Source organism: Ensifer sp. ENS03, from assembly GCF_014852035.1.
GTDB lineage: Bacteria > Pseudomonadota > Alphaproteobacteria > Rhizobiales > Rhizobiaceae > Ensifer > Ensifer adhaerens.
The window spans coordinates 16355-38481 of the sequence record NZ_JACVAV010000004.1 but is presented as its reverse complement, the minus strand read 5'-3'; the positions used below and the strand labels follow the sequence as shown (position 1 = coordinate 38481).

Genomic DNA, 22127 nt, shown 5'->3' with positions numbered 1-22127 from the left:
GCTCATCCCTCCGGCTGGTGGCGGCGGATCGCCGCCTCCGCTTCGCCGATCGCCTCGGGCGTTCCGACCGTCATCCAGTGACCTTCGAGCAGCAGGCCGTGAAGACGGCCTTCCTCGGCGGCGCGATCGAAGTAGATGTTGAGATTGAAGGCGTCGTCGGGCGCGTCGGCAAAAAGCCGGGAGTGAAGCGCGATCGCGCCGGCATAGACCACCGGGTTCGGCAGGCCTTCGGCGTAGCGCGTGAGCTTGCCGTCGTCACCCAGCGAGAAATCCCGCTTGCCGTTGTGGCCGGTCGTATCCTCGTCGCGCACGCAAAGGAGCAGCATGTCCATGCGCTCCGCGTCGAAGGCGGCGGCCAGGCGCGTCAGGTTGCTGGGCTTGCCCTTGGGCTCGCCGACCCAGAAGAGATCGGCATTCATCACAAGAACCGGCCCCTCCGGCAGCAGTTTCAGCCCCTTGGCGAGACCGCCGCCGGAATTCATCAGCGCCTCGCGCTCGTCCGAAATCACGATCTCCGGGGCGCTGCGTTGGCTGAGATGGCCTTCCATCAGGTCGGCGAAATGATGCACGTTGACCGCGGCCGTGCTGACGCCGGCCTCCACCAGGAGGTCCAGCACGTAGTCGATCATCGGCTTGCCGGCGATCTCGACGAGCGGCTTTGGCATGGTGTTGGTGATCGGACGAAGACGGGTGCCGAGGCCCGCGGCGAGCACCATCGCATTGCTGATCGACATTGATTCTCTGTCAGTTCGCTGATTCGGAAACGAGGATTCCGGTCTTCATACACCAGTCGTGCAAGGGTTTCAGCGATTCATGTGAAAGCGCCGCCTGAAGATAGGCGAAAGTGCGCGGCATGTGCTTCATGTAGCCGGGCTTGCCGTCGCGCTGCATCAGCCGCACCCAGATGCCGACGAGCTTGCAGTTGCGCTGCGCCGACATCAGGTGCCAGTCGCGAAGGAACATTGCCTCGTCGAAGCTACCACCCGCGCGCCGTTCGGCGAGATAGGCGTCCATCATCCGGCTTGCGAGCGAAGGCGGGATGGTGACGCGGGCATCTTGAACCAAGGACGCGACGTCATAGGCAGTCGGACCGATCATTGCGTCCTGGAAATCGATGAGGCCGATCCGGTTCAGACCTTCGCGTTCCCCGCGCCAGATGATGTTCGGCGAGTGAAAATCGCGCAGCAGCAGGTTCGTTTCGGATGTCTGCAGGAGGTCGATCAGGCCGTCCCAGATCTCTCCATATTCGCGCTTCTCGTCGTCGCTTGCCGGCGCGCCGCGTTTCCAGGGCAGATACCAGTCGGTCAAAAGCCGCGTCTCGATCTTCATCGCCGTCCGGTCGAAATCCGGAATGCGGTGGATCACAGTCGGCTCGACCTTGATCTCGGCCTCGGCCGGTTCCGAGTGCAGGCGGGCAAGCAGCCGCGCGCTCTCGATGTAGCGTTCGTCGATCGGCTCTCCGTCCGCATGGAGGACGCCCTCCGAGCCCAGATCTTCGATCAAGAGGATGCCCTGGTCGATGTCGCGGGCGTAGATTTCAGGCGCCGCAAAGCCGCGGGCAATGAGCATCTGGTCGACGGCGACGAAGGGAACGACATCTTCGGCGATATGCGCCAGCTGCTGATAGTACTTTCCGTCCTGAAGGATCGGGCCCGGCTTGTGCCGCGGCGAATCCATCAGAATCCGGCTAACGGAGCCGTCCGTCGGGTAAATGCGCTCATAGGCCCGGATCGAGGCGTCGCCGCTCAGGTGCCGCCGCCGCGCCTTGGAATGTCCGTTCGTATCGAGAAATTCGCGGATCGAAAGCGTTCGGGCGATGCGCTGCAGCGTATCATCAGGCGCCGAAATTTCGACGCGTCGCCCGTCCTTCTCGTGGGTGATCGCAAGCGTGATGCGACGTGAGGGGAGGGCGTCGTCCGCCCGTTCCGGCCATTCGACCAGGCAGATGCCCTGCGACAGGGCTTCATCGAAGCCCAGTTCGTCGAGCTCGCTGGAATCGGCCAGCCGGTAAAGGTCGAAATGCGCGACGGGTATGCGCAAGTCGTAGCTCTGGACCAGCGTGAAGGTCGGGCTCGGCACTTCCAGGCCGTCGTCATCGGCGACGACCCTCAAAAAGGCGCGCGCCAGTGTGGATTTGCCGGCGCCGAGATCGCCCGAAAGAGCGACGCAGTCGCCAGGCTTCAGGGCGAGCGCCAGGTCCTCACCAAGCTCGATCGTTGCCGCCTCGTTTGCAAGATGGCGCTCGATCGCCGGCATCATTCGGCCGCGACGGTGGCCGGCACGTCGGCCGAAGGGATGCGGCAGGTCACTTCCGTGCCTTCGCCTTCCTTGCTGCGGATCGAGACCGTGCCGTGATGCAGGCTGACGAAGCTCTCGACGATCGAAAGCCCGAGGCCGGCGCCGCCGCGCTGACCGTGGCTTTCAAAGCGGTTGAAGACCGTGTCGAGCACGTCCTGCGGAATGCCGGGGCCGCTGTCGGAGACCGAGAAGATGAAGTCGCTGCCCTCGCGGCGGCACGCCAGTTCGATGACGCTGCCATCGGGGGCGAAGTTCGCGGCATTGGTGAGCAGCTTGACGAAGATCTGCTTCAGGCGCTGCTGATCGGCGACCATCCGGCCGAGATTATCAGGTGCGGCGATCCGGAGCGTCACGCCGCTTTCGGTCAGACGGTCGGCCATCTGATACGCGATGTCGTCGAGGAAATCGGTGAGGCTGATGTCGGCAAGGTCGAGCTGGACGATGCCGGCGTCGACGGTCGCAAGATCGAGGATGTCGTTGACGATCGTCAGAAGCAGCGACGACGACGTGGCGATATGGTCGACATACTCTGCCTGGCGCTCGTTGAGGTCGCCGAAAGCCGGCGTCTTCAAGAGATCGGCAAAACCGATGATGTTGGTGAGCGGCGAGCGTAGCTCGTAGGAGACGTGGTGGACGAAGTCGTTCTTCAACGCATCGGCCTTGCGCAGCGCCTCATTCTTTTCGGTGAGCGCGCGCTCGACCCGGACGCTGTCGGTAATGTTGACGAAGGTCAGCATCGTCTGGGCGTTCGGCAGCGGGATGACCGCGTAGTCGAGAATCAGCCCGGTCCTGAGTTCGAGAATGCCGCGGCTGGAGGGCCGCTCGTCGTCGAAGCTGGTGATGATGTGGGTGAAACGCTTCCAGCCGTCGGGCTGGTCGTAGGAGATCAGGCAGGCCTGCTCGATCGCCTTGATATGCGTACCGGGTTTGGCTTCAGCCTCGCTGATGCCCCAGATCGCGCGAAACGCCGGGTTCGACAGGCGGATGCGGCCGTCCGGGCCGAACACCGCTACGCCTTCGGCCAGGTGATCGATGGTTTCGCCCTGGACCTGGACGAGGGTGTTGTAGCGCGTTTCGAGGTCGACCTTCTCGGTCAGGTTCTCGAACACCCAGGTAACGCCGCCCTGCGGGCGGGCGGTGGCAAAGACGCGCAATGTCTGTCCGTTCGGCAGGTGCCAAAGGTCGCTCTGCGTATCGAGCGCCTGGTAGACCGATAGTGCGTTCGCCTTCCACTGTTTCCAGTTGAGCTGTTCCGGCAGCTGGCCGCCGGCGCGCAGCCGATCGAGCACTTCGCCATTGTCCGGCTTGCGCTCCAAGAAGCCGATATCGAGGTTCCACAGGCGCTGGAAGGCCTGGTTGTAGAACTGCAGACGCTGGTTGCCGTCGAAGATCGCGACGGGCGTCGCCAGATGGTCGAGCGTTTCCGCATGGCTCTTGAGCGTGCGGTTGAGCTCTTCGCGCACGGCCTCGATCCCCGAAATATCGACTGCGATACCGGCCGAACCGGCGGCGCTGCGGGCGTCGACGACGTCGAAGAAGGTGCGGTTGCCGCGCACGACTGTCGAGACCTTGTCGTGGAAAGGCGTATCGAACGTCGAGACCGACCGGATCTTTTCACGCGCAACGGTCGCAAGCAACTCGCGCTTTTCCGCGACGGCGGTGGCGACATCGGGTGCCTCGACGGCGTCGGCATAGGCTTCGTTGACCCAGACGAGCGCGCCGTCGGTGCCGCGCTGCCAGACGGGCAGGTCGATTGCGTCGAGGAGCGTATGGAAGGAGCGAAGCGCGATATTGAGCCGGTCGTGTTCGAGCTTCAGTTCGGCGAGCTCCGCCCGCATGTTGTTGAGCGCGATGAAGCGCACAAAGGCGCGGCCGCCGGAAACGCGTCCCTGGGCTTCCAGCACTTCGTTGCGCTGCGTTTCGATGACGAGATCGAAGCTGCGGGCCTGGGTGCGAAGCGCCTCGATCGATTTTTCGAGCTCGCCTGCAGACTGCGCCTTGACCCAGCGGCCGAAGGCCAGGAAGTCGCGGTCGTCGGAAGGCGCGCCGGTTTCCGCCGGCAGCTGGCCGAGCAGTTCGGCGCGTTCGAGAAGCCCGTCCCAGATGACGATCCGGCGGTTCTTGTCGGCGACCAGCGCCTGGTAGCGCGAGAGGCGCTGGTTGGCGTCGGAAAGGTCGGACCTAAGCTCGCGGTTTTCCGCCTCGATGTTGCCGCGCTGGCGGATCAGCCAGATCGCCGAGATCATCGCAGCGGAAATGACGCCGATCAGCACGGAAAAGGTGACGACCTCCGACGAGCCGAAGATGCCGGCCTTTTGCGGGACAACCTGGGCGAGAGCGTCCGTGGCGGTGAAAAGGGCGGTGCCGGCCAAAAGGCGGCGCAGGAATTTCGGACCCTTGCGGCGGATGGCCGGAAAATCTGTCTGGTCTTTGTTCATGGCGCTGCCATCCCCGTCTGTCCGAAGGGTGCTGCCGGCCTTGCTGCGCCTTGCACAGTTCCACCGGGGCCCTGTTCAAGGGTCCGCGTCAGTTCCGATTGCATCCCCGGTCTGTCTCCGTCTGTTTGCCGCTAATTCGACAAGACATCCCATCCGCGATGCCCAAGGTCCGCACCGGCATCACGAATCAATGGGTTAGAGCATACTTCCTAGTCGAATCGTCGGGAAGGGAGAGGCCCAAAAAAGCGGCCGCGCTCTCTTGTCAAGAACGCGGCCACAAGATGTTGTGGATTGCCCGGGTAAGGATTAGTACCGGTAGTGCTCAGCCTTGAACGGACCCTGCGTCTTCACGCCGATGTAGTCGGCCTGCTCTTCGGAAAGTTCCGAAAGCTTGGCGCCGAGCTTCTTGAGGTGCAGGCGAGCGACCTTCTCGTCGAGCGCCTTGGGCAGGACGTAGACTTCGTTCTTATACTTCTCACCCTTGGTGAAGAGCTCGATCTGGGCCAGGACCTGGTTGGAGAACGAGGCCGACATCACGAAGGACGGGTGACCGGTGGCGTTGCCGAGGTTGAGCAGGCGGCCTTCCGAAAGCAGGATCATGCGGTTGCCCTTCGGGAACTCGATCATGTCGACCTGCGGCTTGATGTTCGTCCACTTCAGGTTACGCAGAGCCGAGACCTGGATCTCGTTGTCGAAGTGGCCGATGTTGCCGACGATCGCCATGTCCTTCATCTCGCGCATGTGGTCCATGCGGATGACGTCCTTGTTGCCGGTCGTCGTGATGAAGATGTCGGCCGAGGAGACGACGTCTTCGAGCTGGACGACTTCGAAGCCGTCCATGGCGGCCTGGAGCGCGCAGATCGGGTCGATTTCAGTGACCTTGACGCGGGCGCCGGCGCCGGAAAGCGAGGCGGCCGAACCCTTGCCGACGTCGCCGTAACCGCAGACGACGGCGACCTTGCCGGCCATCATCACGTCGGTGCCGCGGCGGATGCCGTCGACCAGCGATTCCTTGCAGCCGTACTTGTTGTCGAACTTCGACTTGGTGACGCTGTCGTTGACGTTGATCGCCGGGAAGGGCAGCAGGCCCTTGGCCTGGAGCTGGTAGAGGCGGTTGACGCCGGTGGTGGTTTCCTCGGTCACGCCCTTGATCGCGTCGCGCTGCTTGGTGAACCAGCCCGGCGAAGCGGCAAGGCGCTTCTTGATCTGCGCGACGAGGATTTCTTCTTCCTCGGAGCCCGGGTTGGAGAGCACGTCCTCGCCGGCTTCGGCGCGGGCGCCGAGCAGGATGTACATGGTGGCGTCGCCACCATCGTCGAGGATCATGTTCGAGACGCCACCGTCGGCCCACTGGAAGATCTTGTCCGTGTAGGTCCAGTATTCTTCGAGCGTCTCACCCTTGACGGCGAAGACCGGAACGCCGCTGGCGGCGATCGCGGCTGCGGCGTGGTCCTGGGTCGAGAAGATGTTGCACGAAGCCCAGCGTACGTCGGCGCCGAGCGCGACCAGCGTCTCGATGAGGACGGCGGTCTGGATGGTCATGTGCAGCGAGCCGGTGATGCGCGCGCCCTTCAGCGGCTTCGAAGCGCCGAACTCTTCGCGGCAGGCCATCAGGCCCGGCATTTCCGTTTCGGCGATCGCAATTTCCTTGCGCCCGAAATCGGCAAGTCCGATGTCGGCGACGATGTAGTCCTGAGTGGTGGTCATGGAGTTCTCCGGGCTGATCTCTTCAAGCCGCGCGGCCTTGGCCATCTCCGCGGCGCGATTATGCCTCCCACGCCTATACGACGCGGTGAGAGTGCGACCGATCTATCAGGATTCAGGGTGGAGAGCAACCTCGATATAAAGAAGTCTTTATATCTTTATATTGCCGTCAGATTTCTTCGCCGAACTTGTCGGCGACCAGAGCGTCGAGCGCGTTCAGGGCTTCTTCGGCCTGCGCGCCGCTGGCGGTCACGCAAACGCTGCAGCCGGTGCTGGCGGCCAGCATCATCAGCCCCATGATCGAGGTTCCGCCAACGGTCATGCCGTCCTTCGAAACGGTGATCTCGGCGTCATAGGCCTCGACCGTCTGCACGAACTTTGCTGACGCCCGCGCATGCAGGCCTCGCTTGTTGATGATCAGCAGTTCGCGCGTCAGCGACATGTCGGGGCGGTGATCCATTACTTTCCACTCAGGACGCGGCTGGCGACGTTGATGTATTTCCGCCCGGCCTCGGAGGCCTCGACAAGTGCCTTGTCCATGTCGCTCTCGCCGCGCACGCCGGCAAGCTTGATCAGCATCGGCAGGTTGACGCCGGCGATCACTTCGACGGTGCCGCTGCGCATCACCGAGATGGCGAGGTTGGAGGGGGTCCCGCCGAACATGTCGGTGAGAATGATGACGCCGTTGCCTTCGTCGACATTGGTGACCGCGTCGAGGATATCCTGCCGACGCTGGTCCATGTCGTCCTCGGGGCCGATGCAGACGGTCTCTATAGCCTTTTGCGGACCGACAACATGCTCAAGCGCATGTCGAAATTCCTCAGCCAGCTTGCCATGGGTGACAAGCACAAGTCCGATCATGGGTATCTTCGCTCCAACTGCACACGCAATTCACTGATGGCCAGATATCGCAATGCAGCAATTTCGTCCACCTGTTGGGGAGGGCATCTTGGCAAGGAAAAGGGGAAGTGCAAGCCAAAAATGCCGAAATTCCGGTCGCGCTGACGGTAAATCGGGCTAGAAACCTATTTTTTCAGCGATGAGCGCCTGCAAAATATTGAGAACCTGGGCGCCCTCTTCAACGGGAACGCGAACAATCGGCAATACGCGCCCGAGTGGCAGGGGCAATGTCTCGTCTTCGGGCGGTAGCCGCGGGTCGAATGGGGCGGCGACGGGCAGAATGGCCCAGTCCATGACGGCGGCAGGCACGGTTTCGATCGTGCCGATGCCGGCGCCGCGGATTTCGATGAGGCCGTGGATGGAGGGCGGGCAGCGCGCCACGATCCGGTCGTGTTCGAGCGCAAGATCCACGCGGTCGTCGGCGACGAGCGCCGCGAAATGTCCGGCCTGCCGGGCGGCCGTGATGCAGGCGAGCGCCAGTCTGGATTTGCCACTGCCGGACGGGCCGGTAAGCAGGAAGCCGCGTGTCCCGAGCACGATTGCGGTGCCGTGGACATTGGCGCGGGCCGTTGTCACGCGTGCGGCTCGGCGGGCAGGGACAGGACGAAGCGCGCGCCGGTGATATGGCCATCCGGTCCGGCGATGTTCTCGGCCTTGAGCGTGCCGCCATGGGCTTCAGCGATCTGCCTGGAGATCGACAGCCCGAGGCCGGAGTTCTGTCCAAAATCCTCGCCTTCCGGCCGGTCGGTATAGAAGCGCTCGAAAATGCGGTCGATGTCTTCTGCCTGGATGCCCGGGCCGTTGTCCTCGACATAGACGAGGCAGCGCGAGCGCGAGCGGGTGAGGCGCACGACGATCCGCCCGCCGTCCTCGGGAACGAAGGAACGGGCGTTTTCGATCAGGTTGGTGATGATCTGGCCGATGCGCAGGTCGTAGCCGCTGACGGCAAAGCGCGCTTTGGGGCTGTCCTTGCGGTCGATGACGAAATCGAGCAGCACCGCCTTCTTCTTGCTTCGGACCTGGCGCGAGATATCGACGAGGTCGCCGAGGAGTTTTTCGAGATCGATCGTCTTGGCGTCGCTGCGGGCAAGTTCCGCGTCGAGACGCGAGGCGTCCGAGATATCGCTGATCAGGCGATCGAGGCGGCGGACGTCATGCTGGATGACGTCCATCAGCCGCTTCTTCGATTCGTCGGTCCGCGCCAAAGGCAGCGTCTCGACGGCGCTACGCAGTGAGGTGAGGGGGTTTTTCAGCTCGTGGCTGACGTCGGCGGCAAAGTTTTCGATCGCGGCGATCCGGTCATAGAGCGCAGTCGTCATCTCACGCAGCGCGACCGATAGGTTGCCGATCTCGTCCTGGCGCGAGGAGAAGTCGGGAATTTCCTCGCGCTCCTTGGCGCCGCCGCGGCGCACGCGCACCGCTGCTGCCGCAAGCCTGCGCAGCGGATTGGCGATCGTCGACGACAGAAGCAGCGACAGGATGATGTTGACGAGCGCCGCGACGCCGAAGACGCGGATGATGGCGAGGCGCTCGGCCTGGACGATCTTGTCGATGTCGCCGGCCTGGGTCGAAAGCAGGAGCACGCCGAGAACGGCGCGGAAGCGCTGGACGGGCACCGCCACGGAAACGATAAGCTCGCCCTTCTCGGTAACGCGCTCGACATAGCCGCGCACGCCCGTCAGAGCATTGGTCACCTCAGGGTAGATCGAGCCGTTGCCACCCGGCGGTTCTTTATAGAGCGGCAGATTGCCCGGCTGCAAAAGCTTGTTCAGCCAGCTGTTGAGCTTTTCGCCGATGCCCGTCGCCTCCGGCTCGATCGGCGGCAGGTCGAAGCGCAGCACCTGGCCGCCGCTATAGAGATGGCGCGAATCGAGCAGCAGGTCGGCGTCCGCGTCGAACAGCCGGGCGCGGGTGCGCGTCGGCGAGATCAGCCGGCGCAGAACCGGCGCGACACGCTCCTGGATGATCGGGAAGTCGAGATCCTCGTCGCTCGGCAGCGGCGTGATGCTCTGGCCGGCCTGCAGTTCCAGCAGCTTTTCGGGATCGATGGTGATCGAATTGGTATCGACCGAAGCGGAGGCCGAGATCGCGCCCGCAATGATTTCGCCCTGGGTCAAAAGGCTTTCGACGCGCGCGTCGATCAGCCCCTCGCGGAACTGGTTTAGGTACATGATGCCGCCGACCAGAACGACGAGCGCCACCAGGTTAAAGAAGACGATACGGCGGGTGAGGCTCGAGAAGACGGCATTGCCGAAGAGACGACGAATGAGCGTAAAGGGATGCGCCCAGCGGCGCTGGCCCTTCAGTGCCTGGGCACGCCCGTCAGTGTCTTCAATGTCGCCGTGCAAGACTTCTACCAAATGTCCCGCTCCCGCGCGGACTGTCCTTCATAATCGTTCGATAGCGGCGGCGCTGCCGGCCGGTTGCGCCGCCTTCCATGGTGTTGATCCGAAGACGGCGGAGATCGTGTCGAGTCTCAGATGAGGCCATCACCATCGCGCCGCTTCAAATGCGCCACTCTGGGCTCGATGGCAAGCCCCGAGGCTCAGGCACTCTCCCGGAAACGATAGCCGACACCGTAAAGCGTCTCGATCATGTCGAAGTCGTTGTCGACCATCTTGAACTTCTTGCGCAGCCGCTTGATGTGGCTGTCGATGGTGCGGTCGTCGACATAGACCTGTTCGTCATAGGCAGCGTCCATCAGTGCGTCGCGGCTCTTCACCACGCCCGGGCGCTGCGCCAGCGAATGGAGAATGAGGAATTCCGTCACCGTCAGGGTCACCGGCTCGCTCTTCCAGGTGCAGGTGTGGCGCTCCTGATCCATCACCAACTGCCCGCGCTCGAGCGAGCGCGACGGCGCGTCGGTTGCCTTGACGGTATTGTTCGGATTGGCGGCCGCGGCTTCGCGGTTGGCGGCGCGGCGCAGGATCGCCTTGACGCGTTCGACCAGAAGGCGCTGCGAAAACGGCTTGGTGATGAAGTCGTCGGCGCCCATCTTCAGGCCGAAGAGTTCGTCGATCTCTTCATCCTTGGAGGTGAGGAAGATCACCGGCAGGTCCGACTTCTGCCTCAGGCGGCGCAGCAGTTCCATGCCGTCCATACGCGGCATCTTGATGTCGAAGATCGCAAGCTGCGGCGGCCGGGCGAGCAGGCCTTCGAGCGCCGAAGCGCCGTCGGTATAGGTCTCGACTTTGTAGCCTTCTGCCTCCAGGGCGATGGATACGGACGTCAGAATATTCCGGTCATCATCGACAAGCGCGATGGTCTGCATCGTGTTCAACTCCGTCTTTTGAGGTGCCGGTCCCGTCCCCGAAAACTCCGGCATTCGCGAGTCACGGGTGCGTTAGTGAGTATAAAGGTGGAACAAATTGTGGCGAAGCCCAAAAAGCACCTGTCGTGACGATAGGATACGTCCTGTCAGATCGGTGTTCGGGAGGCCGGTTTCAACCGATTAAAAAAACGATAATTTTCTTTAAATCGATTAATATACTGAAATCATTATTCTTTTTTTGACGTCGCCTTGTTTTTGAGCGAGCATGCAAGTAAGGTCCGGCGAAATTCAACGCCAATGGCCAAACACGAAGGAAGCTTGACCATGGAGCAACTCGGCACTCGCAATCTCGCGAACGGCTTGGAAAAACTCGGCTTTATCGACCTGGAAACGGTTCGGTACAACCTCGAAGCCGCAGAGCTTTATGAGGAAGCTCTTCGCCGCGGCGAGGCTGAGCTGACGGCACACGGTGCGCTCGTCGCCCGTACCGGCCAGCACACCGGTCGCTCGCCGAAGGACAAGTTCGTCGTTCGCGATGCGAACACCGACGACCAGATCTGGTGGGACAACAACAAGCCGATGTCTCCGGAGCATTTTGCGCTGCTGCGCAAGGATATGCTTGAGCACGCCAAGGGCATGTCGCTCTACGTGCAGGACCTGGTTGGCGGCGCCGATGCCGACAACTCCCTGCCGACGCGCGTCGTTACCGAGTACGCCTGGCATTCGCTGTTCATCCGCAATCTGCTGATTCGCCCAGCCCGCGAAGCGCTCGGCTCCTTCCTGCCGAAGCTGACGATCATCGATCTGCCGAGCTTCAAAGCAGATCCGGAGCGCTACGGCTGCCGCACCGAGACGGTCATCGCCTGCGACTTCACCAACGGCCTCATCCTCATCGGCGGCACGTCCTATGCCGGCGAAATGAAGAAGTCGGTCTTCACCGTTCTCAACTACCTGCTGCCGAAGAAGGGCGTCATGCCGATGCACTGCTCGGCAAACGTGGGCGCGGCCGGCGACACCGCGATCTTCTTCGGACTCTCCGGCACCGGCAAGACGACGCTTTCGGCCGACCCGACCCGCACGCTGATCGGCGACGACGAGCACGGCTGGGGCGAGCAGGGCGTCTTCAACTTCGAAGGCGGCTGCTACGCCAAGGCGATCCGCCTGTCGGAAGCCGCCGAGCCGGAAATCTATGCGACCACCCGCCGCTTTGGCACTGTCATGGAAAACGTCGTGCTTGACGAGCGCCGCGTTCCGGATTTCGACGACGGTTCGCTGACGGAAAACACCCGTTGCGCCTATCCGCTCGACTTCATCCCGAATGCCAGCGCCACCGGCACCGCACCGCAGCCGCGCACCATCATCATGCTGACCGCCGATGCCTTCGGCGTGATGCCGCCGATTGCCAAGCTGACGCCGGAACAGGCGATGTACCACTTCCTTTCCGGCTACACCGCCAAGGTCGCCGGCACGGAAAAGGGCGTTACGGAGCCGGAAGCCACCTTCTCGACCTGCTTCGGCGCACCGTTCATGCCGCGTCACCCGTCGGAATACGGCAACCTGCTGAAGGACCTGATCGCCAAGAACGGCGTCACCTGCTGGCTGGTGAACACCGGCTGGACCGGCGGCGCCTACGGCACCGGCAGCCGCATGCCGATCAAGGTGACGCGCGCTCTGCTCGCGGCCGCGCTTGACGGCTCGCTGAACGCTGCGGAACTGCGCACCGATGCCAACTTCGGCTTTGCCGTTCCGGTGTCGGTCCCGGGCGTCGACGACGGCATCCTCGACCCACGCTCGACCTGGGCCGATGGTGCAGCCTATGACGCACAGGCCCGCCGCCTGGTCGACATGTTCATCACGAACTTCGCCAAGTTCGAGAGCCATGTGGACGGCAGCGTTCGCGACGCGGCTCCCGGTACGAAGATCGCCGCCGAATAAACATTGTCGGCTATGATTCACGTGAAACCCGGTCCTTGTGGCCGGGTTTTTCGCTTTCGCGTCTGCTCTATGTCCCTTTAAATCCTCTTCGATCTAAGGCGAGCCAGAGTGCTACGGCGACCTTTGCGCCTCTGAGGAGACGCGCGGCGCCGCAGTGTTTTCAACGGGTTCGCTCTGTGCCATAGATCGGGCCGAGGTGAACCATGGCCAGCGACCCGCTCTACATAAACGACAATATCGTCCTTGCCGGCTGGGAGCTGACGGAGCAATTCGTGCTGGCCGGTGGCCCGGGCGGGCAGAACGTCAACAAGGTGTCGACCGCCGTTCAGCTGTTCTTCAACGTCCAGGCGTCTCCGGCGCTTTCCGATCGCATCAAGGCCAACGCCCTGAAGATCGCCGGCAAGCGCGCCTCGAAAGAGGGCGTGCTGATGATCGAGGCGAGCCGCTTTCGCAGCCAGGAGCGCAACCGCGAGGATGCGCGCGAGCGGCTGAAGGAGTTGATCCTGAAGGCTGCCGAACCCCCGCCGCCGCCGCGCAAGAAGACCAAGCCGACGCGCGGCTCCGTCGAGCGGCGTCTCAAGGAGAAGTCGGGTCGCGGGGAGATCAAGAAGCTCAGGGGCCGGCCTGGAGGCGATTGATTCTTTTTGCGGCTCCCTTGCCTTTTGGCGGGCAGCGCCCTCTCTTATCGAGCAGTGTTTTCGCAAAAGGAGATATTCATGGGTCTTTTCAGCTTTATCAAGAACGCCGGCAAGAAGCTTGGTATCGGCGGCGACGACGATGCTCCGGATGCCGAAAGCGTTCAGAAGGAACTTGCATCCCACGATCTCGGCACCAAGGACGTGCAGGTCGAAGTGGCCGGTGACAAGGTCGTGCTGAAGGGTGTCGTGAAGGACCAGAGCGTCTTCGAAAAGGCCGTCGTCGCCGTCGGCAACACGCTCGGCGTGTCCGCAGTCGAGGCCTCCGAACTCAAGGTCGCCGATGCCGGCGCAGCACCTGCTCCGGCAAAGGAGCCCGTCTTCTATACGGTCAAGAAGGGCGATAACCTCTGGAAGATTGCCGAGGCGCAGTACGGCAAGGGCAAGGGCGCCAAGCACACGGTGATCTTCGAAGCCAACAAGCCGATGCTGACCCATCCGGACAAGATCTATCCCGGCCAGGTTCTGCGCATTCCGGATCTGGATGCGGCCTGAGCGTGTCCTTCAGGCGTTCTCTCGTCGTTGCCGCGCTGGCAAGCCTCTGGCTTGCCAGCGGTTCTTTGGCGCAGCCTTTCCGTGAACCCGCCAAGGGCAGTACGGAGCGTGCCGCCATCCTCGACGCGATCCGCCCCGCGGTCGAAGCCGAGATGCGCGGTCCCGTCGAATTCGTCGTCACCACCATGCGTGCCGCACCCAACTGGGCCTTCATGCAGGTCGAGCCGCAACGGCCGGGTGGCGGATCGATCGAGCTTTCGCAAACCGGGTTGCGCGACGAGGCAGACATGATGGATGGTCTGACGGTGTTCGCACTCGTCAGCTTCCAGAATGGCCGCTGGAACCTGGTCGATCACGTCGTTGGGCCGACGGATGTGGCCTATGCCGGCTGGCCGCTTCGCTACGGTGTGCCGGCGGCACTTCTCGGCCTGGAACAATAAGGACTGCTTCTCATGCAGGTGCTCCCGAAAGGGATCAGACATATTCCGGGTTATCTCGATCGTGCCCGGCAAGAGCAACTGGTCGAGGCCATTCGGTCAGTCGTTGCCGAAGCGCCGCTGTTCGTGCCGGAAATGCCGAAGACTGGCAAACCCATGTCGGTGCGCATGACCAATTGCGGCGCGCTCGGCTGGGTCACGGATCGCGATCGCGGCTATCGTTACCAGTCTCAGCATCCGGTGACCGGCCGCCCCTGGCCGGTCATGCCGGAGATCCTGCTCGATATCTGGGATGCGGTTTCCGCAAGCAGCAAGACGCCCGAGGCCTGCCTGGTAAACTTCTATTCCGAAGAGGCCCGCATGGGGCTGCACCAGGATCGCGACGAGCGCGATCTTGAAACCGCCGTCGTCTCGATCTCGCTTGGTGACAGCTGCCTCTTCCGCGTGGGTGGCAATACGCGCGGCGGCCAGACCATGTCCTTCCGGCTGGAAAGCGGCGATGTCGTGGTGCTGGGTGGGGAAGGGCGTCTCGCCTTCCATGGCGTCGACCGGATCTATCCGAGCACGTCGACGCTGCTGAAGAATGGCGGGCGGGTCAATCTGACACTCCGCCGCGTCAATCCCTGAGGATGCACCGAAAGCTTAGAGCTTCCTGAGCGCCACCTTTTCGGTCAGATGGTTCGGGCCCTTTTGCAGGATCAGGTCGGCGCGCGGGCGTGTCGGCAGGATGTTCTGGTGCAGGTTCTTCAGGTTGATGTTGTGCCACAATCCCTCGGCAATGGCCCGGGCTGCATCCTCGCTGATCGTGGCGTAGCGGTGGAAGTAGGATTCCGGGTTCTTGAACGCGGTTTCGCGCAGCCGCATGAAGCGGTTGACGTACCAGCTGTGGATCAGGCTCTCCTCGGCATCGATATAGATCGAGAAGTCAAAGAAATCCGAGACCATCGGCACGATCTTGCCGTCGGCCGGCAGGTTGCGCGACTGCAGAACGTTGATGCCTTCGAAGATCAGGATATCTGGCCGGTCGATGACCGTGAACTGGTCGGGCAGCACGTCATAGGTCAGGTGCGAATAGCTGGGCGCCTTGACGTTCGGCTGGCCGGCCTTGATCGCCGACAGGAAGCGCAGGAGCGCGCCGACGTCGTAGCTCTCCGGAAAGCCCTTGCGGTCCATCATGTTTTCGCGCTGGAGCACGGCGTTCGGATAGAGAAAACCGTCTGTTGTCACCAGGTCGACCTTCGGGCTCGACGGCCAACGCGCCAGAAGCTGCGCCAGGATGCGGGCCGTCGTCGACTTGCCGACGGCGACCGATCCGGCAATGCCGATGACGAAGGGGGTCTTCGTCTCGGACATGCTGAGGAAGCGCTTGCGCTGCTCGAAGAGCATCTGCGACGATTCCACATGGGTCGAAAGCAGGCGTGACAGCGACAGGTAGATCTGCCGGACCTCGCCGAGATCGACGGGGTCGTTCAACGATCGCAGCCGCTGTACCTCGTCGGCCGTCAGCGTCATCGGCGTATCGGCGCGAAAGCGCGACCATTCCTCGGCGGTGAAGAAATGATAGGGCGAGTAGTCCCGCTTCTGGAGGTTGTCGGGCAGGTCGGCTGCTTCGATGTCTTTCGCCGCGATCGTCATGGGGTCTGCCGATTTGCCTTTTCCTGCAGGCCGGATTGGTTGGTCCGTCGCTGAAGTTCGTTGAGCACATCCTGCAACGGAACGTCGGCGATCTTCAATACGACCATTAGATGATAGAGGAGATCGGCGCTTTCGGCGACGAGATTTGCGCGGTCGTTGCTGATGGCCGCGATCACGGTTTCAACCGCTTCCTCGCCGAGTTTCTTCGCCGCCTTCGGCTGGCCGCTTGCCACCAGTTTCGCCGTCCAGGATTCGTCCGGCGCCGCTATCGCGCGTATCGCGACGATGGCTTCGAGGTCGGAAAGTGTGAAGTCGCCCATGGGAGATCCTGAAGCTCAGTCGAGGCGCATGGCGATGCCATGCTCCGCCATATAGCGCTTGGTTTCGCCAATGCTATAGGTGCCGAAGTGGAAGATGGAGGCGGCAAGGACCGCGGTCGCGTGACCGTCCTTGATGCCGGCGACCATGTGGTCGAGTGTGCCGACGCCACCCGACGCGATAACGGGCGCGCGGACCGCGTCGGCGACGGCGCGGGTAAGTGCGATGTCATAGCCGCTCTTGGTGCCGTCACGGTCCATCGAGGTCAAAAGGATCTCGCCGGCGCCGAGATCGACCACCCGACGGGCAAAATCGATCGCGTCGATGCCGGTCGGCTGGCGTCCGCCATGGGTGAAGATCTCCCAGCGATCCGCTTCGCCATCCGTCGAGACCTTCTTGGCGTCGATCGCGACGACGATGCACTGGTTGCCGAACTTGTCGGCGGCTTCGGCGACGAATTCCGGGTTCTTTACCGCAGCCGTGTTGATTGACACCTTGTCGGCGCCGGCCAGAAGCAGCTTGCGGATGTCGGAAACCTGGCGCACGCCGCCGCCGACGGTCAGCGGCATGAAGCACTGTTCGGCCGTACGGGCGATGACGTCGAAGATCGTCTCGCGATTGTCCGAGGACGCGGTGATGTCGAGGAAGCAGAGCTCGTCGGCGCCGGCAGCGTCATAGGCGCGGGCCGCTTCCACGGGGTCACCGGCGTCGATCAGGTCGACGAAGTTGACGCCCTTGACGACACGGCCGTCCTTGACGTCGAGGCAGGGGATAACGCGGGCTTTAAGCGTCATGGTTCAAGCCTTTCTCGCAGCGCGGATCAGCTCCAGCGCCTCCTGCGGGTCGATGCGGCCGTCATAGAGCGCGCGGCCGGAGATGGCGCCTTCGAGCTTGCGCGCGTCCGGCTCGACCATGCGGCGGATATCGTCCATCGAGGCGAGACCGCCCGATGCGATGACAGGAATGGAAACCGCGTCCGCCAGTTCCAGCGTCGAAGCCCAGTTGATACCGGTCAGGATGCCGTCGCGGTCGATGTCGGTATAGATGATCGCCGAAACGCCGGCGCCCTCGAACTTCTTGGCAAGCTCGATCACGCCGAGTTCGGAAGCCTCGGCCCAGCCTTCGACGGCAACCTTGCCGCCCTTGGCGTCGATGCCGACGGCGACCTTGCCGGGGAATTTGCGGCAGGCCTCGATCACGAGCGCCGGATCACGGACAGCCACGGTGCCGAGGATGACGCGGGCAAGCCCGCGCGACAGCCAGTTTTCGATATGGTCGAGCGTGCGGATGCCGCCGCCGAGCTGCACCGGGTTTTTGGTCGCCTTGAGAATGGCGTCAACGGCGGTACCGTTGACCGTCTCACCGGCAAACGCGCCGTTGAGGTCGACCACGTGCAGCCATTCGAAGCCCTGGTCTTCAAAGGCGCGGGCCTGGGCCCCCGGGTCGGGGTTGTAAACCGTCGCCTGGTCCATGTCGCCAAGCTTCAGGCGCACGCATTGCCCGTCTTTCAGGTCGATCGCGGGAAAAAGGATCATGGGTCTGTCCAATCAGTCGTGCGAAAGCTCAGGGCTTCCAGCGCAGGAAATTCGAGATGAGGGCAAGGCCAAGCGCCTGGCTCTTTTCCGGGTGGAACTGCGAGCCCGCCTTGTTGCCGTTGGCGACGAAGGCCGTGACCGGCCCGCCATAGTCGGCCTCGGCGACCACGTCGGCGGCGTCCTCAGCGGCCAGGTGGTACGAATGCACAAAATAGGCATGCAGGCCGGCTTCGCCAACACGGATGCCGTCAAACAGCGGGTGCTCGCGCTTGAGCTTCAGCGTATTCCAGCCGATCTGCGGGATCTTCAGCGTGGTGTCGGCGGGCGTCATCTCGACGACATCGCCGGGGATCCAGCCAAAACCATGGGTGATGGTCTTTTCAAGTCCGCGCGACGACATCAGCTGCATGCCGACGCAGATGCCGAGGAAGGGTCGCCCAGCCTGTTCGACCGCCTCGGTCAGCGCTTGCTCCATGCCGTCGACGGCAGCAAGGCCGCGGCGGCAATCGGCATAGGCGCCGACTCCCGGAAGCACGATGCGGTCGGCGCTCGCCACCCGTTCCGGCTTGTCGGTAAGGTCGATCTCGGCTGCAATGCCGGCTTCGCGGGCGGCCCGTTCAAAGGCCTTGGTGGCCGAGCGCAGATTGCCCGAGCCGTAATCGATGATGGCGACGCGCATCAGCGTTCTCCGTAGGAATCAAAAAGGCCGAGGCCGGGGCCGCCACTTGAGGGCTTGCGCACGGTCCAGTCGGCCGGGGAGGGGGCGGCGGGCTTGGTCTCATTCGAAGCCAGGCTCGTGAAATAGATCTCTTCGGCCGCTTCGAGATTGGGCGCCGGAACGATGGAACGCAGCGTCCAGTCACGGGCCGTCAGGCTGCGTGCCACCAGAACAGGCCCTTCGAGCGCCACCACCAGCCGAAGCGCGAGCTGGGCCAGGAGAGATGGCAAGAAGCCGCTCTCGTGGTTCGACAGGAATATTAACGAGATCTGCAGAACAGCAACTGCGATTCCGATTGCCCATTGACGCTTGGCGAGAAGCCAGAGCGCCGGGAAAAGGAAGGCCCACCAGGAAAAGCCGTCGGCGACGAAGCGCGCCCGCTCGTCGTTGGCGCGGGCACCCGGCGGGGTGAGGATCATGTAAGAAGCCATGAGTCAAAGCCAGTGACTGGCCGCTTAGGCAAGGGTCCCCTTGGTCGAGGGAACGCGGCCGGCCTGGCGCGGGTCGATTTCGGTTGCGGTGCGGAGCACGCGGGCGACGGACTTGAAGCAGGTCTCGGCGATATGATGGTTGTTGGCGCCGTAGATGTTCTGGATATGCAGCGTGATCCCGGCATGCTGGGCGAGCGCCTGGAAGAATTCGCGCACGAGTTCCGTGTCGAAGGTGCCGATCTTCGGCGAGGTGAAGGTCACGTTCCAGACGAGGAACGGCCGGCCGGAAACGTCCACTGCCGCGCGGGTCATCGTTTCGTCCATCGCAAGATCGAGCGAGGCATAGCGGGTGATGCCGCGCCGGTCGCCAAGCGCCTTGGCAATCGCCTGGCCGATGGCAATGCCGGTGTCCTCGACCGTATGGTGGTCGTCGACATGCAGGTCGCCGTCCGTCTTGATCTCCATGTCGATCAGCGAATGTCGGGCGAGCTGGTCCAGCATATGGTCGAAGAAACCGACGCCGGTCGAAATCTTGGCGATTCCGGTGCCGTCGATGTTGACCGATACGGATACCGCGGTTTCGTTGGTCTTTCGCGAAACCTCTGCGGTGCGGCTGGACGTGGCTTCTGCCATCGGGCTCTCCTGTATACGCTGACGCGGCTCCTTATCAGGCAAAAGCTGAAATATCCAGAACTTGAGCGGTCGATTCGAATCATCCGGTGACAGTCGCCGAATGAAGATTGCGCCGGCGGCCTGTTGCCATTTGCAAACCTGTCTGCCGTACTTACATAGGCCTCAAGCAACCAGGCTCGAGTCACGAGCCGCAATGCCCCGCGTATCAGGGGCCTACGGGTAATTTCATGAGCGAACACAATCCCTACGGAACGATGCATGCGACGACCATCATCACGGTACGCAAGGATGGCAAGGTGGTGATGGCCGGCGACGGCCAGGTGAGCCTCGGCCAGACCGTGATGAAGAGCAACGCGCGCAAGGTGCGGCGGCTTGCCAAGGGCGACGTGATCGCCGGCTTTGCCGGTGCCACAGCCGATGCCTTCACGCTGCTGGAACGGCTCGAAGCAAAGCTCGAACAGTATCCCGACCAGCTGATGCGGGCAGCCGTCGAGCTCGCCAAGGACTGGCGCACCAACAAGTATCTGCGCAATCTCGAAGCGATGATGCTGGTGGCCGACAAGTCGATCACGCTGGCGATCACCGGCAACGGCGACGTTCTCGAACCCGAGCACGGCACGATTGCCATCGGATCGGGCGGCAACTACGCCTTTGCCGCGGCCCGCGCGCTGATGGACAGCGACAAGTCGGCCGAGGATATTGCCCGCAGGGCGCTGCAGATCGCCGGCGACATCTGCGTCTACACCAACCACAATATCGTCGTGGAGACACTGGATGCCCAATGAGCCCGCGCATGTCAGTTTCGTGCCGGTGGCCGATAGCCACCTGCCGCTGCTGCATGCCTGGCTGAGCGAGCCGCATGTGCGGCAATGGTGGGGCGACCCGGACAAGGAAGTGGAGCTGATCCGCGAAGGCTGCGCGTCAGGAGAAGTGGAAGGCTTCATCTTCCACGTGGCCGGCGAGCCGGCGGGCTACATCCAGTCCTGGGTGCCGGCCCAGTACCCGGACGACGAGCCCTGGGCGAAGGACATGCCGGCCGATGTGCCCGGTATCGACATCTTCATCGGCCCGGCGGAACTGACGGGCAGGGGCGTCGCATCGCTCGCGGTCCGGGCCTTTGCCGGGCGGCTCTTTGCCGCCGGCGCACCCCGCATCGTGATCGACCCTGACGCCGGCAACCGAAGGGCCGTCAGCGCCTACACCAAGGCCGGCTTCGTGGCTTACGCAGAATGGATTGATACGTCCGGCCGCACACTCCTGATGGAGCTGACGCGGACCGAGTTTGAGAGGACTACATGAGTACGTTTTCACCCAGAGAAATCGTGTCGGAACTCGACCGTTTCATTATCGGCCAGAACGACGCCAAGCGCGCCGTGGCGATCGCGCTCCGCAACCGCTGGCGCCGCCAGCAGCTCGGGGACGAGCTGCGCGACGAGGTGATGCCGAAGAACATCCTGATGATCGGACCGACCGGCGTCGGCAAGACCGAGATTTCCAGGCGGCTCGCCAAGCTCGCCGGCGCGCCCTTCGTCAAGGTCGAGGCGACCAAGTTCACCGAGGTCGGCTATGTCGGCCGCGACGTCGAGCAGATCATCCGTGACCTCGTCGAAGTCGGCATCGGTCTCGTGCGCGAAAAGCGCCGCGCCGAAGTCAAGGCAAAGGCGCACCAGAATGCCGAGGAGCGCGTGCTCGATGCACTGGTCGGCGCCACCGCGTCGCCGGCAACGCGCGACAGCTTCCGCAAGAAGCTGCGGGCCAACGAGCTCGACGACAAGGAAATCGAGATCGACATCGCCGAGACCGGCGCGCCGGGCGGCGGCTTCGAGATCCCGGGCATGCCGGGCGCCAATATCGGCGTGCTCAATCTCTCGGAGATGTTCGGCAAGGCGCTCGGCGGCCGCACCAAGAAGGTCAAGACGACCGTCAAGGCCTCCTATGGCATGCTGATCGACGACGAGTCCGACAAGCTGCTCGACAACGAGCAGATCCAGCGCGAGGCCGTGAAAGCAGTCGAAGACGACGGCATCGTCTTCCTCGATGAGATCGACAAGATCGCCTCGCGGGAAGGCGGCATGGGTGCTGGCGTTTCGCGTGAAGGCGTACAGCGGGACCTCTTGCCGCTCGTCGAAGGCACGACCGTTGCGACGAAGTATGGGCCAGTCAAGACCGACCACATCCTCTTCATCGCGTCCGGCGCCTTCCACGTGGCCAAGCCCTCGGACCTGCTGCCGGAGTTGCAGGGCCGCCTGCCGATCCGCGTCGAGCTGCGCGCGCTGACGAAGGAAGACTTCCGCCGCATCCTGACGGAAACCGAGGCGAGCCTCATCCGCCAGTACAAGGCGCTTCTGGACACAGAAGAGGTCAAGCTCGACTTCACGGATGACGCAATTGATGCGCTTGCAGACGTGGCGGTGCAGTTGAACGCCACGGTCGAGAACATCGGCGCCCGCCGGCTGCAGACCGTGATGGAGCGTGTGCTGGACGAGATCTCGTTCAATGCGCCGGACCGCGCCGGCCACGAGGTGACGATCGACGCTGAATATGTGCGCAAGCATGTCGGCGATCTCGCCGCCAACACCGACCTGTCGCGCTATATCCTGTGACATTTCGGTCGTAGGGCCATGCAAACGCCCGCAACCCTGAATACGCAGGCCGCCTGTCTCTCGACAGGCGGCCGCATTTTT

24 protein-coding genes are annotated in these 22127 nt (G+C 63.0%); 8 read left to right on the top strand and 16 right to left on the bottom strand.

Features of this window, described 5'->3' with window-relative positions:
- Positions 1-2 precede the first annotated feature (2 nt).
- From IB263_RS16635 to chvI, 9 genes are all read right to left on the bottom strand, one after another.
- Entirely contained in the window at positions 3-734 is a 732-nt protein-coding gene (locus IB263_RS16635) for a nucleotidyltransferase family protein (RefSeq protein WP_060583462.1), read from the bottom strand.
- Between the two features lie 10 nt (positions 735-744).
- Entirely contained in the window at positions 745-2256 is a 1512-nt protein-coding gene (gene tsaE, locus IB263_RS16630; protein WP_192438816.1) for a tRNA (adenosine(37)-N6)-threonylcarbamoyltransferase complex ATPase subunit type 1 TsaE, read from the bottom strand.
- Positions 2256-4736 (bottom strand): PAS domain-containing sensor histidine kinase, encoded by a 2481-nt coding sequence (locus tag IB263_RS16625; RefSeq protein WP_060521543.1) that lies wholly within the window; start codon positions 4734-4736, stop codon positions 2256-2258. The genes tsaE and IB263_RS16625 overlap by 1 nt, the downstream gene beginning before the upstream one ends.
- Positions 4737-5042: 306 nt before the next feature.
- Positions 5043-6443, bottom strand: a complete 1401-nt coding sequence (ahcY, locus tag IB263_RS16620) for an adenosylhomocysteinase (protein ID WP_034801698.1) — start codon at positions 6441-6443, stop codon at positions 5043-5045.
- Positions 6444-6609: 166 nt separating this feature from the next.
- Positions 6610-6900, bottom strand: coding sequence for an HPr family phosphocarrier protein (locus IB263_RS16615; protein WP_043624332.1), 291 nt, complete (start codon positions 6898-6900; stop codon positions 6610-6612).
- Entirely contained in the window at positions 6900-7301 is a 402-nt protein-coding gene (locus tag IB263_RS16610) for a PTS sugar transporter subunit IIA (protein WP_034801684.1), read from the bottom strand. The genes IB263_RS16615 and IB263_RS16610 overlap by 1 nt, the downstream gene beginning before the upstream one ends.
- Before the next feature lie 156 nt (positions 7302-7457).
- Entirely contained in the window at positions 7458-7916 is a 459-nt protein-coding gene (locus IB263_RS16605; RefSeq protein WP_112985711.1) for an HPr kinase/phosphorylase, read from the bottom strand.
- Positions 7913-9646, bottom strand: coding sequence for a sensor histidine kinase (locus IB263_RS16600; protein WP_218685636.1), 1734 nt, complete (start codon positions 9644-9646; stop codon positions 7913-7915). The genes IB263_RS16605 and IB263_RS16600 overlap by 4 nt, the downstream gene beginning before the upstream one ends.
- Positions 9647-9885: 239 nt before the next feature.
- Entirely contained in the window at positions 9886-10611 is a 726-nt protein-coding gene (chvI, locus tag IB263_RS16595) for a two-component system response regulator ChvI (RefSeq protein ID WP_034801691.1), read from the bottom strand.
- Between the two features lie 324 nt (positions 10612-10935).
- Between chvI and IB263_RS16590 the strand changes: the two genes are divergently transcribed.
- The 5 genes from IB263_RS16590 to IB263_RS16570 all read left to right on the top strand — a co-directional run bounded on the left by IB263_RS16590 (position 10936) and on the right by IB263_RS16570 (position 14800).
- The gene (locus IB263_RS16590) at positions 10936-12546 is read left to right on the top strand and encodes a phosphoenolpyruvate carboxykinase (RefSeq protein ID WP_192438713.1); all 1611 of its coding nucleotides are present in this window, start codon (positions 10936-10938) and stop codon (positions 12544-12546) included.
- 203 nt (positions 12547-12749) lie between these two features.
- A complete protein-coding gene (gene arfB, locus IB263_RS16585; protein ID WP_034801693.1) occupies positions 12750-13184 on the top strand; it encodes an alternative ribosome rescue aminoacyl-tRNA hydrolase ArfB in 435 nt (144 codons plus the stop codon).
- Positions 13185-13262: 78 nt separating this feature from the next.
- Positions 13263-13736: a peptidoglycan-binding protein LysM gene (gene lysM, locus IB263_RS16580; RefSeq protein ID WP_034802175.1), complete on the top strand. Its 474-nt coding sequence runs from the start codon at positions 13263-13265 to the stop codon at positions 13734-13736.
- A 2-nt stretch (positions 13737-13738) separates the two neighbouring features.
- On the top strand, positions 13739-14176 hold the full coding sequence (locus IB263_RS16575) for a hypothetical protein (RefSeq protein ID WP_034802172.1): 438 nt from the start codon (positions 13739-13741) through the stop codon (positions 14174-14176).
- Positions 14177-14188: 12 nt separating this feature from the next.
- A complete protein-coding gene (locus IB263_RS16570; protein WP_060521549.1) occupies positions 14189-14800 on the top strand; it encodes an alpha-ketoglutarate-dependent dioxygenase AlkB in 612 nt (203 codons plus the stop codon).
- A gap of 15 nt (positions 14801-14815) precedes the next feature.
- On the opposite strand, the gene coaA is transcribed toward IB263_RS16570, so the two are convergent.
- The 7 genes from coaA to hisB are packed head-to-tail and all read right to left on the bottom strand — an operon-like array spanning position 14816 to position 19443.
- Positions 14816-15808 (bottom strand): type I pantothenate kinase, encoded by a 993-nt coding sequence (gene coaA, locus IB263_RS16565; RefSeq protein WP_060521550.1) that lies wholly within the window; start codon positions 15806-15808, stop codon positions 14816-14818.
- Positions 15805-16128, bottom strand: coding sequence for a phosphoribosyl-ATP diphosphatase (locus tag IB263_RS16560; RefSeq protein WP_192438712.1), 324 nt, complete (start codon positions 16126-16128; stop codon positions 15805-15807). Before IB263_RS16560 ends, coaA begins: the two co-directional genes overlap by 4 nt.
- Positions 16129-16143: 15 nt before the next feature.
- Positions 16144-16920 (bottom strand): imidazole glycerol phosphate synthase subunit HisF, encoded by a 777-nt coding sequence (gene hisF, locus IB263_RS16555; protein ID WP_034802161.1) that lies wholly within the window; start codon positions 16918-16920, stop codon positions 16144-16146.
- 3 nt (positions 16921-16923) lie between these two features.
- The gene (hisA, locus tag IB263_RS16550) at positions 16924-17661 is read right to left on the bottom strand and encodes a 1-(5-phosphoribosyl)-5-[(5-phosphoribosylamino)methylideneamino]imidazole-4-carboxamide isomerase (RefSeq protein ID WP_192438711.1); all 738 of its coding nucleotides are present in this window, start codon (positions 17659-17661) and stop codon (positions 16924-16926) included.
- A gap of 28 nt (positions 17662-17689) precedes the next feature.
- The gene (gene hisH, locus IB263_RS16545) at positions 17690-18340 is read right to left on the bottom strand and encodes an imidazole glycerol phosphate synthase subunit HisH (protein WP_112772882.1); all 651 of its coding nucleotides are present in this window, start codon (positions 18338-18340) and stop codon (positions 17690-17692) included.
- Positions 18340-18810, bottom strand: coding sequence for a DUF2628 domain-containing protein (locus IB263_RS16540; RefSeq protein WP_060521554.1), 471 nt, complete (start codon positions 18808-18810; stop codon positions 18340-18342). The genes hisH and IB263_RS16540 overlap by 1 nt, the downstream gene beginning before the upstream one ends.
- A 24-nt stretch (positions 18811-18834) precedes the next feature.
- Positions 18835-19443 carry an imidazoleglycerol-phosphate dehydratase HisB gene (gene hisB / locus IB263_RS16535; RefSeq protein WP_034802151.1) on the bottom strand — a complete coding sequence of 203 codons (609 nt, stop codon included), beginning with the start codon at positions 19441-19443 and terminating at the stop codon, positions 18835-18837.
- Positions 19444-19670: 227 nt separating this feature from the next.
- Between hisB and hslV the strand changes: the two genes are divergently transcribed.
- Genes hslV through hslU form a run of 3 tightly spaced genes read left to right on the top strand, consistent with a single transcriptional unit; the run spans position 19671 to position 22046 of the window.
- A complete protein-coding gene (gene hslV, locus IB263_RS16530) occupies positions 19671-20228 on the top strand; it encodes an ATP-dependent protease subunit HslV (RefSeq protein WP_051659613.1) in 558 nt (185 codons plus the stop codon).
- On the top strand, positions 20218-20742 hold the full coding sequence (locus tag IB263_RS16525) for a GNAT family N-acetyltransferase (RefSeq protein WP_060583448.1): 525 nt from the start codon (positions 20218-20220) through the stop codon (positions 20740-20742). Before hslV ends, IB263_RS16525 begins: the two co-directional genes overlap by 11 nt.
- On the top strand, positions 20739-22046 hold the full coding sequence (hslU, locus tag IB263_RS16520; protein ID WP_034802146.1) for an ATP-dependent protease ATPase subunit HslU: 1308 nt from the start codon (positions 20739-20741) through the stop codon (positions 22044-22046). The genes IB263_RS16525 and hslU overlap by 4 nt, the downstream gene beginning before the upstream one ends.
- Positions 22047-22127 lie beyond the last annotated feature (81 nt).

Coding starts and splice junctions, on each gene's coding strand:
- IB263_RS16635 (WP_060583462.1), bottom strand. CDS start 734: ATGTCGATCAGCAATGCGATGGTGCTCGCCGCGGGCCTCGGCACCCGT.
- tsaE (WP_192438816.1), bottom strand. CDS start 2,256: ATGCCGGCGATCGAGCGCCATCTTGCAAACGAGGCGGCAACGATCGAG.
- IB263_RS16625 (WP_060521543.1), bottom strand. CDS start 4,736: ATGAACAAAGACCAGACAGATTTTCCGGCCATCCGCCGCAAGGGTCCG.
- ahcY (WP_034801698.1), bottom strand. CDS start 6,443: ATGACCACCACTCAGGACTACATCGTCGCCGACATCGGACTTGCCGAT.
- IB263_RS16615 (WP_043624332.1), bottom strand. CDS start 6,900: ATGGATCACCGCCCCGACATGTCGCTGACGCGCGAACTGCTGATCATC.
- IB263_RS16610 (WP_034801684.1), bottom strand. CDS start 7,301: ATGATCGGACTTGTGCTTGTCACCCATGGCAAGCTGGCTGAGGAATTT.
- chvI (WP_034801691.1), bottom strand. CDS start 10,611: ATGCAGACCATCGCGCTTGTCGATGATGACCGGAATATTCTGACGTCC.
- IB263_RS16590 (WP_192438713.1), top strand. CDS start 10,936: ATGGAGCAACTCGGCACTCGCAATCTCGCGAACGGCTTGGAAAAACTC.
- arfB (WP_034801693.1), top strand. CDS start 12,750: ATGGCCAGCGACCCGCTCTACATAAACGACAATATCGTCCTTGCCGGC.
- lysM (WP_034802175.1), top strand. CDS start 13,263: ATGGGTCTTTTCAGCTTTATCAAGAACGCCGGCAAGAAGCTTGGTATC.
- IB263_RS16570 (WP_060521549.1), top strand. CDS start 14,189: ATGCAGGTGCTCCCGAAAGGGATCAGACATATTCCGGGTTATCTCGAT.
- coaA (WP_060521550.1), bottom strand. CDS start 15,808: ATGACGATCGCGGCGAAAGACATCGAAGCAGCCGACCTGCCCGACAAC.
- IB263_RS16560 (WP_192438712.1), bottom strand. CDS start 16,128: ATGGGCGACTTCACACTTTCCGACCTCGAAGCCATCGTCGCGATACGC.
- hisF (WP_034802161.1), bottom strand. CDS start 16,920: ATGACGCTTAAAGCCCGCGTTATCCCCTGCCTCGACGTCAAGGACGGC.
- hisA (WP_192438711.1), bottom strand. CDS start 17,661: ATGATCCTTTTTCCCGCGATCGACCTGAAAGACGGGCAATGCGTGCGC.
- hisH (WP_112772882.1), bottom strand. CDS start 18,340: ATGCGCGTCGCCATCATCGATTACGGCTCGGGCAATCTGCGCTCGGCC.
- IB263_RS16540 (WP_060521554.1), bottom strand. CDS start 18,810: ATGGCTTCTTACATGATCCTCACCCCGCCGGGTGCCCGCGCCAACGAC.
- hisB (WP_034802151.1), bottom strand. CDS start 19,443: ATGGCAGAAGCCACGTCCAGCCGCACCGCAGAGGTTTCGCGAAAGACC.
- hslV (WP_051659613.1), top strand. CDS start 19,671: ATGAGCGAACACAATCCCTACGGAACGATGCATGCGACGACCATCATC.
- IB263_RS16525 (WP_060583448.1), top strand. CDS start 20,218: ATGCCCAATGAGCCCGCGCATGTCAGTTTCGTGCCGGTGGCCGATAGC.
- hslU (WP_034802146.1), top strand. CDS start 20,739: ATGAGTACGTTTTCACCCAGAGAAATCGTGTCGGAACTCGACCGTTTC.